General features: G+C 36.3%; 14 protein-coding genes. 9 read left to right on the top strand and 5 right to left on the bottom strand.

All coding sequences use genetic code 11. From position 1 onward, the window contains the following. The 8 genes from QZ276_RS09080 to ftsY all read left to right on the top strand — a co-directional run. On the top strand, positions 1-178 hold a 178-nt coding region (locus QZ276_RS09080), incomplete at its 5' end, for a DNA-binding protein (RefSeq protein ID WP_292487309.1). Positions 179-206: 28 nt separating this feature from the next. Beyond that, positions 207-809 (top strand): alpha hydrolase, encoded by a 603-nt coding sequence (locus tag QZ276_RS09075; RefSeq protein ID WP_292487305.1) that lies wholly within the window; start codon positions 207-209, stop codon positions 807-809. A gap of 144 nt (positions 810-953) precedes the next feature. After that, entirely contained in the window at positions 954-1,109 is a 156-nt protein-coding gene (locus tag QZ276_RS09070) for a 50S ribosomal protein L39e (RefSeq protein WP_292487304.1), read from the top strand. Positions 1,110-1,142: 33 nt separating this feature from the next. Continuing rightward, positions 1,143-1,409 carry a 50S ribosomal protein L31e gene (locus QZ276_RS09065; protein WP_292487302.1) on the top strand — a complete coding sequence of 89 codons (267 nt, stop codon included), beginning with the start codon at positions 1,143-1,145 and terminating at the stop codon, positions 1,407-1,409. A gap of 36 nt (positions 1,410-1,445) precedes the next feature. Further along, entirely contained in the window at positions 1,446-2,099 is a 654-nt protein-coding gene (locus tag QZ276_RS09060) for a translation initiation factor IF-6 (RefSeq protein WP_292487301.1), read from the top strand. Between the two features lie 27 nt (positions 2,100-2,126). Further along, complete coding sequence (rpl18a, locus tag QZ276_RS09055) at positions 2,127-2,303, top strand: 50S ribosomal protein L18Ae (protein ID WP_013194202.1); 177 nt, start codon at positions 2,127-2,129, stop codon at positions 2,301-2,303. A 3-nt stretch (positions 2,304-2,306) separates the two neighbouring features. Then, on the top strand, positions 2,307-2,777 hold the full coding sequence (gene pfdA, locus QZ276_RS09050) for a prefoldin subunit alpha (RefSeq protein WP_292487299.1): 471 nt from the start codon (positions 2,307-2,309) through the stop codon (positions 2,775-2,777). Positions 2,778-2,839: 62 nt separating this feature from the next. Further along, on the top strand, positions 2,840-3,925 hold the full coding sequence (gene ftsY, locus QZ276_RS09045; protein WP_292487307.1) for a signal recognition particle-docking protein FtsY: 1,086 nt from the start codon (positions 2,840-2,842) through the stop codon (positions 3,923-3,925). Here the strand turns inward: ftsY and trpA are convergent. The 5 genes from trpA to QZ276_RS09020 all read right to left on the bottom strand — a co-directional run bounded on the left by trpA (position 3,910) and on the right by QZ276_RS09020 (position 8,054). Continuing rightward, a complete protein-coding gene (gene trpA / locus QZ276_RS09040) occupies positions 3,910-4,704 on the bottom strand; it encodes a tryptophan synthase subunit alpha (protein WP_292487297.1) in 795 nt (264 codons plus the stop codon). The two genes, ftsY and trpA, sit on opposite strands and share 16 nt — an antisense overlap. Beyond that, on the bottom strand, positions 4,701-5,897 hold the full coding sequence (gene trpB / locus QZ276_RS09035; protein WP_292487295.1) for a tryptophan synthase subunit beta: 1,197 nt from the start codon (positions 5,895-5,897) through the stop codon (positions 4,701-4,703). Before trpB ends, trpA begins: the two co-directional genes overlap by 4 nt. A gap of 57 nt (positions 5,898-5,954) precedes the next feature. Then, positions 5,955-6,749, bottom strand: coding sequence for an indole-3-glycerol-phosphate synthase (locus QZ276_RS09030; protein ID WP_292487293.1), 795 nt, complete (start codon positions 6,747-6,749; stop codon positions 5,955-5,957). 176 nt (positions 6,750-6,925) lie between these two features. Further along, on the bottom strand, positions 6,926-7,288 hold the full coding sequence (locus tag QZ276_RS09025) for a hypothetical protein (protein WP_292487291.1): 363 nt from the start codon (positions 7,286-7,288) through the stop codon (positions 6,926-6,928). Positions 7,289-7,325: 37 nt separating this feature from the next. After that, entirely contained in the window at positions 7,326-8,054 is a 729-nt protein-coding gene (locus QZ276_RS09020; protein ID WP_292487289.1) for a hypothetical protein, read from the bottom strand. Between the two features lie 193 nt (positions 8,055-8,247). Here QZ276_RS09020 and QZ276_RS09015 point away from each other — a divergent pair. Further along, the coding region (locus QZ276_RS09015; protein ID WP_342765718.1) for an archaellin/type IV pilin N-terminal domain-containing protein at positions 8,248-8,415 on the top strand (168 nt) is incomplete at its 3' end.

Raw genomic sequence — 8,415 nt, 5'->3', positions numbered from 1 at the left:
GGAACGTTTAACAAGGCTTAAAATGTCCAGAAACGAGTTGGGTGAACAGCTGGAATCTCAATTGATATCACTTGCACAAAGCGGTCGCATTCAGTCTGTAATTGATGATGAAAAGTTGAAACAGCTTCTTTCTCAGATACAACCCAAAAAACACGATACTAACATAAGGCGAGTATAATAAAGATAAAAGATAGATATATACGCTTATGAAAGCTTCTGTGCTTTTTAGTGGTGGAAAAGACAGTTCATTATCAGCTATCTTGCTGGAGCCATTTTTTGAAATAGAACTGATAACATTCAGTTTTTCATTACTTCCAGTTGGAGAGTTTGTCAGTGAATCTGCATATGGACTGGGGTATCCTTATAAAATACTATATCTTGACACAGAGATACTGTACAAAGCCTTGAAAATGGCAATAGAGGATGGTTATCCCAAAAATGCCATAAATTATATTCATTATAACGCCATTAAAAAACTTGCATCTATAAAATCGAATTCAAAAGAGGTTATAGCAGACGGTACACGCCGTAATGACCGGGTTCCGATGCTTGGTAATTCACAAATACAAAGTCTTGAAGACAAATACGATATATATTATATTACTCCTCTTAAGGGGTATGGCAGAAGTGCAGTAGATGTACTTGTTCAAAATTATCTGGAAATTGAGCAGAACCAAAGCGAAAATATAATCAAGGCTGATTACGAAACAGAGCTTAGAGAAATTATACGTCAGACATATGGTGATGATAAAGTATCACAGATATTCCCGTCTCATGTCCAGTCGCGTATAATAAAACGTATAAAATGAAAAATACAGCACAGTTTGAACCGGCTATGTTTAATAAAAAGATATATACAATGGCTTATCTTTTAAGGCCGGTAGTTGACTGGACAACTAATTAAAAACTTTATATAATGCTTATAGGATTTACAGTTTAAGAAGGTGAGACAATTGAGTCATAATTCAAAGGGACAAAAAAAGAGGTTAGCAAAGGCATATAAACAGAATCATCGTGTTCCGACATGGGTTATTATGAAATCCAACAGAGAAGTAGTAACTCATCCAAAGAGAAGAAACTGGAGAAGGAACGATTTGAAGGTAAAATAATTCTACTAACTGAATTAATAAAAGGTGATATCAATGGCAGATGACGCGGTTTCTGAACAAATTTATACAATTCCTCTCCGAAAAGTAAAGAGCGCACCAAGATGGAAACGTTCTCATAAGGCAATGGCACTTATAAAACAATTTCTTATAAGGCATACAAAATCTCTTCCGTCACAGATAAAGATTGACCAAACCGTCAATGAAAAGGTATGGGAGAGAGGTTCTGAAAAGCCGCCATCTTCAGTAAGGGTACGTGCTGCCAAATTTGAAGATGGTGAGGTACAGGTTGAACTTGCATAAATTCACTATAATACCATTAAAAATTAATTTGCAAAAATGATCCGAACCCTGAATATACTGGATAACCCTGTAATAGGAGTGTTTGCCACCTGTACTGAAGAACTGGCAATAGTTCCGACTGGAACAAAAGAAAAAACAATAAAATCCCTTGAGGATTCCTTGCAGGTACAGGTAATTTCAACGTTAATAAGTGGAAGTACTGTTGTGGGATCTCTCGTATCTGGAAATTCCTACGGATTATTAATACCAAGATATGGAAACGAACATGATCTAAAGGATACGGATATCACTGTCAGTACAGTGCCAAGTAACCTTACAGCAATCGGTAATACAGTTCTTGCTAATGATTTAGCTGCACTGGTGCATCCCAATTTTTCAGATAAATCAATAGAAGTCATATCAGAAACACTTGGTGTAAATGCTGAAAGGGGAACAATTGCCGGAATTAAGGCAGTTGGAATGGCAGGTGTTGCTAATAATAATGGAATATTGGTCCACCCTAACACAACTCCTTCTGAAATGAGTCAACTTGAAAAGTTATTTGATTTACCGATAGATGTTGGAACAGTTAACTATGGATCACAAATGGTAGGTTCAGGGGTTATTGCAAATACCAGTGGTTATTTAGCGGGCTATGAAACCACAGGATATGAGCTTGGACGAATAGAAGATGTACTTGGATTTATTTAATCTAATCAAATATTAAAGGTGGTTTAAATGAAAAATTATCTTGTAAAGGGTAAATTTAAAGCAGGACATTACTGGGAAAAATTCAGTAAATATGTTGAAAGTCAGAATGAAAAGAATGCAACTGAAAAAACCTATTCTTTATTTGGCAGTAAACATGGAGTAAAACGATTCGACATTAAAATCGACAGTATTACAGAGGTATAAAGTATGTCTGATGGCGCTTCCGGTAAGGGCGATACTGAGCAGTATTTCAGACAATTATCAACACAATACCAGCAGTATAAAAACCAACTCGAATCAATAAAACAGCATATTGATATGGTTTATACCTCATCAGAGGAATGTGTGAAGGCTCTAAACACAATAGAAAGCCTTGAATCCCTTGAAGAAGGAACCGAATCAATGGTACCAATAGGTTCAGGTACATATATGCATGCACAGTTCAATGACCTTAATAGGTTTGTAATTGATATTGGTGCTGGTATAAGTGTAGAAAAGAACCGGGAAGATGCGAAGGAAACTCTTAACAAACGTAAAGAAGAAATGGACAATGCATATGAAAGACTGAATGAATCATATTCACAGATAGCACAAAATATGCAGGAAATTGAACGCCAGTTCAATGAATATCAATCTAAAATGCAATCTCAGCAAGGTGGGGCTTATAGAGCCCAATAAATTAATGTTTTAATTTCTTTCTGGATTTGCAAATTTTTTATTATTAACGTGCGGGGATGCCATTGTTCAATAAACTCAAAGAAAAACTTAGCAGCTTTAAAAAATCAGCTGAAGATACCATAGATGAAAAAGCGGTTGAGGTTGAAGAGCAAAACACCCAGTCAGCAGAAACCAGTGAAGCCGAATCTGAATCTGCACCTGCCAAAACAGAACCCAGCAAAACATCTGAAAATTTGGAACAAGAAACTGGTTCCAAATCCGGAACAGGTTTCGGTCAAAAAGCCAAAGCATTTGTTTTTAAAAGGGAATTTGTCCTTGATGAAGATGATATACAGGATACACTCTGGAACCTTGAAATGGGTTTACTTGAAAATGATATCGCATTATCGGTTTCTGAATCAATCGTTGAATCTGTAAAAAATGAGCTGGTGGGAACCCGCAGAAGGATTGGAAGCGATACAGGTGAAATTGTTGAGGATGCCCTAAAAAAATCCCTTTACAATATAATGTCTGCAAACATATTTGATTTTGATGAATATCTTAAAAATGTGGAAAAACCTGTGCATATTGTATTTGTGGGTGTAAACGGAACTGGCAAAACCACAACTATAGCAAAAATGGCAAACATCCTTCAGAATGATAACTATTCTACCGTAATTGCAGCAGGGGATACTTTCAGGGCAGGTGCAATTGACCAGATTGAATCACATGCAAATAAAATAAATACCAAATTGATAAAGCATCAGGAAATGGGAGACCCTGCAGCAGTAGTATATGATGCAGTACAGTATGCAAAATCACGCAGTATTGATGTAGTACTTTCAGATACAGCTGGAAGGATGCATACCAATGTAAATCTGATGTCACAGCTTGAAAAAGTATGCAGGGTAAGTTCACCTGACCTTATAATATTTGTTGATGAAGCAGTAGCAGGAAATGATGCGGTTGAACGTGCACAGCAGTTTAATGATAATATTCCTATCGACGGTTCAATACTGACAAAAGCTGATGCTGATTCTAAAGGCGGAGCAGCAATATCGATAGCTTATATAACAGGCAAACCTATACTTTATCTTGGTATAGGTCAGGGTTATGAAGACCTGAAAAAGTTTAATCCTCAATGGTTTGTAGATCAGCTTTTTGAATAATTTATGTAGCAGTTATTTTTCAATTCTGCTGCAAATTTTTCTATCCTGTTGTATATATCATCATTTGATGCGATTATATTTACAAAAGCTGATCCCACAATCACACCGTTTGCACCTGATAAAACAACATTTTTGACCTGTTTGGGTGTGTAAATACCAAATCCAACTGCTTTCGGGATGGATGAATTAACCTTTTTCAAAAGTTGTCCAGTATTTTCGGCAATATTACTGCGTGCACCGGTAACTCCTAGTCTGGATACAATATAAAGAAAACCTGAGGACTTTTCAGTAACTTTTTGTATCCTTTCTTTACCTGTAACAGGTGTAATTATAAGGATTAAATCCACGTTATTTTTTTGACAGGCATTTGCAAGTTCATCTGACTCTTCAACTGGAAGGTCGGGTACTATAACACCACTTATTCCTGATTGTGCGCAGTCCTGCACAAATTTTTCTGTACCTCGTTTGTATATAAGATTGTAATAGGTCATACAAACAAATGGAATATTAAACTTGTTAGAAATGGATGAGACCAGCTCAAAATACAAATCAGGGTTCATTCCGGCTTCAATAGCTCTTTTTGAAGCAGCCTGTATAGTGGGTCCATCGGCCATAGGGTCTGAAAATGGTAATCCCAGTTCAATGATATCCGCTCCGCCTCTGACAAGTGAGCTGACAATGTTTTTTGTAGCATCAGGTGAAGGGTCTCCTGCACAAACATAAGAAATAAGAGCTGCTTCATTTTCATCCAAATCATCAAATTTTTCTGATATTTTCATATATTTCCTTCTCCTTTACTGCTTTTGATTACAGTGTCAAGGTCTTTATCTCCTCTGCCTGACAGATTGATTACCACTATGTTTCCCAGTTCACCTGTTTTTGCTTTTTTCAGTACATGAGCAATGGCATGGGATGATTCAAGGGCGGGGATAATTCCTTCCAGATGACACAATTCGTGAAATGCATCGAGTGCTTCTTTATCACTGGCAACAGCAGTTTTAAGTCTTTCTGAATCTTTCAAGTAGGAAAGTTCAGGACCTACTCCTGAATAATCCAGACCTGCAGAAATAGAATGAGATTCCAATATCTGTCCGTATTTGTCCTGTAATATACGGGTTTTTGCACCGTGTAAAATTCCTTCTTCACCGACACACAGTGATGCGGAATGAAGAGCCGCTTTGCTTGTGGATTTCATACTTTCTCCACCGGCTTCAACAGATATGAGTTCTATCTCCGTATCATCGACAAATGGGTGGAATGTACCCATTGCGTTGCTTCCGCCTCCGGTACAGGCGATAATTGAATCGGGTAATTTTTCTTCTTTTTCTATTATCTGTTTTTTTACTTCATTACCGATTACACTCTGGAAATCCCTGACAATCATTGGGTATGGATGGGGTCCAACTACCGACCCGATAAGGTAGTGGGTGCTATCGACATTACTCACCCAATCCCTGAGAGCCTCATTAATAGCATCTTTCAGGGTTTTAGACCCGGCACTGACAGGATGTACTTTCGCCCCCAGCATTTCCATCCTGTAGACATTCGTTTTTTGCCTTTCCACATCTTTTTCTCCCATATATACTACCGTTTCAAGCCCCAATGCAGCTCCTGCCATGGCAGTTGCTGTGCCGTGTTGGCCTGCACCGGTTTCAGCTACTATGCGGTGTTTGCCCATGTATCTTGCAAGCAGTGCCTGTCCAATTGTATTGTTTATTTTATGAGCACCACCATGTAGCAGGTCTTCACGTTTGAGATAGATTTTAATTCCATATTTTCTGCTTAAATTTCTGGCAAAATAAAGAGGGGTTTCACGACCTGCAAAATCATTAAGGTAATAATGCAAATCCTTTAAAAAATCAGGGTTGTTCTTATAATAATCATATTTTCTCTCAAGTTCAGATATAGCGGGTAACAGCATTTCGGAAACGTACTGCCCGCCGTATTTTCCATAGGTAGCTTTACTGGTCATATTTGCTCCTTAATACGAATTGTGATGATGGGTACTTTTATTATTTACATTTGATAATTATTCCAGTGCTTCTACCAACTGTTTTGTTTTGTTGTATATATTATTGCTTTTGATAATAGATGAACCAATGAGCAATGCGTCTGCACCGGCTTTGATTAGTTGTTTAATATTATCTGTTGAATATATACCACTTTCACTTATTATAATATGGTGTGTATTGTTTTCTATATCATATTGTTTTATTAGAGGGGCAAGGTTGTATGTGGTTTGCAAGTTGATTTCAAATGTATCAAGGTTGCGGTTGTTGATTCCTATTAATTTTGCAGAAGTTTGTAGGGCTTTTTCCAGTTCGTTTTTATTATGTACTTCTACAAGTGGTTGCAATCCCTTAGACAATGCTAAAGAGACAAATCTATCCAGTTCATCTCCAAGAATTGAAGCGATTAGAAGTATAAGGTCTGTCTGAACTTCATCCATTTGATTTTCGTTGATTATGAAATCCTTGCGAAGTACTGGTAGTACTGATTCATTTCTTGCACTTTCTAGGTTTTTTTTTGAACTATGAAAGTATTCTGTTTCGGTTAATACTGATATTGCAGTAGCACCAGCCTGCTGCATATCTTTTGCAATTATTGCTGCTTCCCTGGGTGAAACATTTAGGTTGAATGTGCCAGGAGAAGCGGGTTTAATTTCTGCGATAATTGGAACTTTGTGTTCTTTTTTTGTTTTGTTGATGACGGATTCTATGTTTCTTGTGACGTTTTTGTCTATATTTGAATCCGGAGTTAGCTTGTTTGAACATTCAACTCTTTTTTTTGTGGAGTTTATTATGTCTTCAATTGTCTGATGCATTTCATCCCTCTGTATCTTTCAGTACTTTAATGTATAATATTATACATAATTATGGATTTATAAACTTATCGGGTGTTTAAGGTTTGAAGAAAAAAGTTGCAAAACTTGTCAAGTTTTCAGGCAAGGTTAAACGTCGTGACTTTGAACAAAATCAAGGATTTATTGTTGATGAAAACTCAGGGCATTCTGTCAAGGATATCCTTGTATTGTTTTGTGTCTTTATAAAATTCAGTAGTTTCGTCCAGAAATTTTGAAGCGATTCTACCTTTATCAGTAATTATGTAACCACTCCATTTGACCTTGTTAACAAGGCCTTCGAGCTGGAATACGGTTTTCATTTTACTACCGATACTTCCCCTGTCGGCAAAAAGGTCTGTATAATTTCTGATCTCTGAAAAACTTGTAACACTCCCATCATTTTTCTTGAGAACTCTTAAAATAACCCGGTATTGGAGGTCGCCGGGTCCCTGATTGATTCCAAGGGACTGATAAAAACTGGCAACCTCTTTTTCAAACTCAACATCAATTTCTTCTGACATCGTAGCCCCCATGGTCTGTAATTAAATCTAAATGTATTTAAGAATAATCGTTTACTTTTAATTTTTTCTGATGTGTATCAGGGGGGAAATAAGCAAGGAAAGTTAACACAATGCCAACTACTATAAATATTCTGGCTGACAATTGCATGGTTTCTGTAAAGGTCAATATATCAAGCACCATAAAATCAAACACTAATGATATTCCGACCAATGGGAGTGTTTTTTTGTAATGTGTTCTTCTTGGTAGTTTTTGCAATAGCAACAGTAGCAGTAATCCCAATATCATTGATATGGGGATTAAAAAAAGAGTTATGATATACATATAGATGGTTATATCACCGCTTATGCTAGTTATTAAACTGTGGTCGGTTGAAGCCAAATTCTCTACGCCTATTGAGTGGAAATAGTTCAGATACAGTATGCCAAATATTGCAAAAACAGAGGATATAATAGAACTGATTTTTATATCACCGACTATTACATAGGTTATAAAAAACACAAGGGGGACAGAAACAAATGCAAATGAAACTGAACCAAGATTTAACATTGCAACGTTTAAATGCTGATGCTGTAAATATTCTGCAAAGATACCTATAGATTTGGCTAGGTAGGTAGTTCCAATAAGAGACCACAGGGATATAAGTGACCATAAAGATGGTTTGTTGTTTTGCTTTAGTTTATTTTTTCCCAGAACCCATGCCAGAGTAAATGATGATATCGTTATTGCTAAACATATGAGTATATTAAAAATGATTTCTGAATTCATTTTAATCAATTCTTTCTAATTAATTTATGTAATTTATATTTTTTTAATTTGAATAAAAAATTGCGGTTATATGTTTGATACTTCAAACCACATTATTTTTATATTAAAATGCACATTAAATAAAATTGTGAATCCAAATTAAATTGGATTATTATATTAATCTACAGAAAAATCTACTGGAGGGATATATTGTATGGAAAAATTGAAAAATTTGTTCATAAAAGATGAACAGGGTCAGGTAGGAATCGGTACTTTGATAATATTTATAGCAATGGTGCTCGTAGCAGCTGTTGCAGCAGCAGTACTGATTCAAACATCTGGCAACCTGCAGCAGAGGGCACAGTCAACAGGACAAGAAGCG

It is taken from the genome of Methanohalobium sp. (assembly GCF_018609725.1).
In the GTDB taxonomy this organism is placed as follows: domain Archaea; phylum Halobacteriota; class Methanosarcinia; order Methanosarcinales; family Methanosarcinaceae; genus Methanohalobium.
Note: the sequence above shows the minus strand (reverse complement) of the source record. Positions and strands in the feature narration are given on the sequence as shown.

Coding starts and splice junctions, on each gene's coding strand:
- QZ276_RS09075 (WP_292487305.1), top strand. CDS start 207: ATGAAAGCTTCTGTGCTTTTTAGTGGTGGAAAAGACAGTTCATTATCA.
- QZ276_RS09065 (WP_292487302.1), top strand. CDS start 1,143: ATGGCAGATGACGCGGTTTCTGAACAAATTTATACAATTCCTCTCCGA.
- QZ276_RS09060 (WP_292487301.1), top strand. CDS start 1,446: ATGATCCGAACCCTGAATATACTGGATAACCCTGTAATAGGAGTGTTT.
- rpl18a (WP_013194202.1), top strand. CDS start 2,127: ATGAAAAATTATCTTGTAAAGGGTAAATTTAAAGCAGGACATTACTGG.
- pfdA (WP_292487299.1), top strand. CDS start 2,307: ATGTCTGATGGCGCTTCCGGTAAGGGCGATACTGAGCAGTATTTCAGA.
- trpA (WP_292487297.1), bottom strand. CDS start 4,704: ATGAAAATATCAGAAAAATTTGATGATTTGGATGAAAATGAAGCAGCT.
- trpB (WP_292487295.1), bottom strand. CDS start 5,897: ATGACCAGTAAAGCTACCTATGGAAAATACGGCGGGCAGTACGTTTCC.
- QZ276_RS09030 (WP_292487293.1), bottom strand. CDS start 6,749: ATGCATCAGACAATTGAAGACATAATAAACTCCACAAAAAAAAGAGTT.
- QZ276_RS09025 (WP_292487291.1), bottom strand. CDS start 7,288: ATGTCAGAAGAAATTGATGTTGAGTTTGAAAAAGAGGTTGCCAGTTTT.
- QZ276_RS09020 (WP_292487289.1), bottom strand. CDS start 8,054: ATGAATTCAGAAATCATTTTTAATATACTCATATGTTTAGCAATAACG.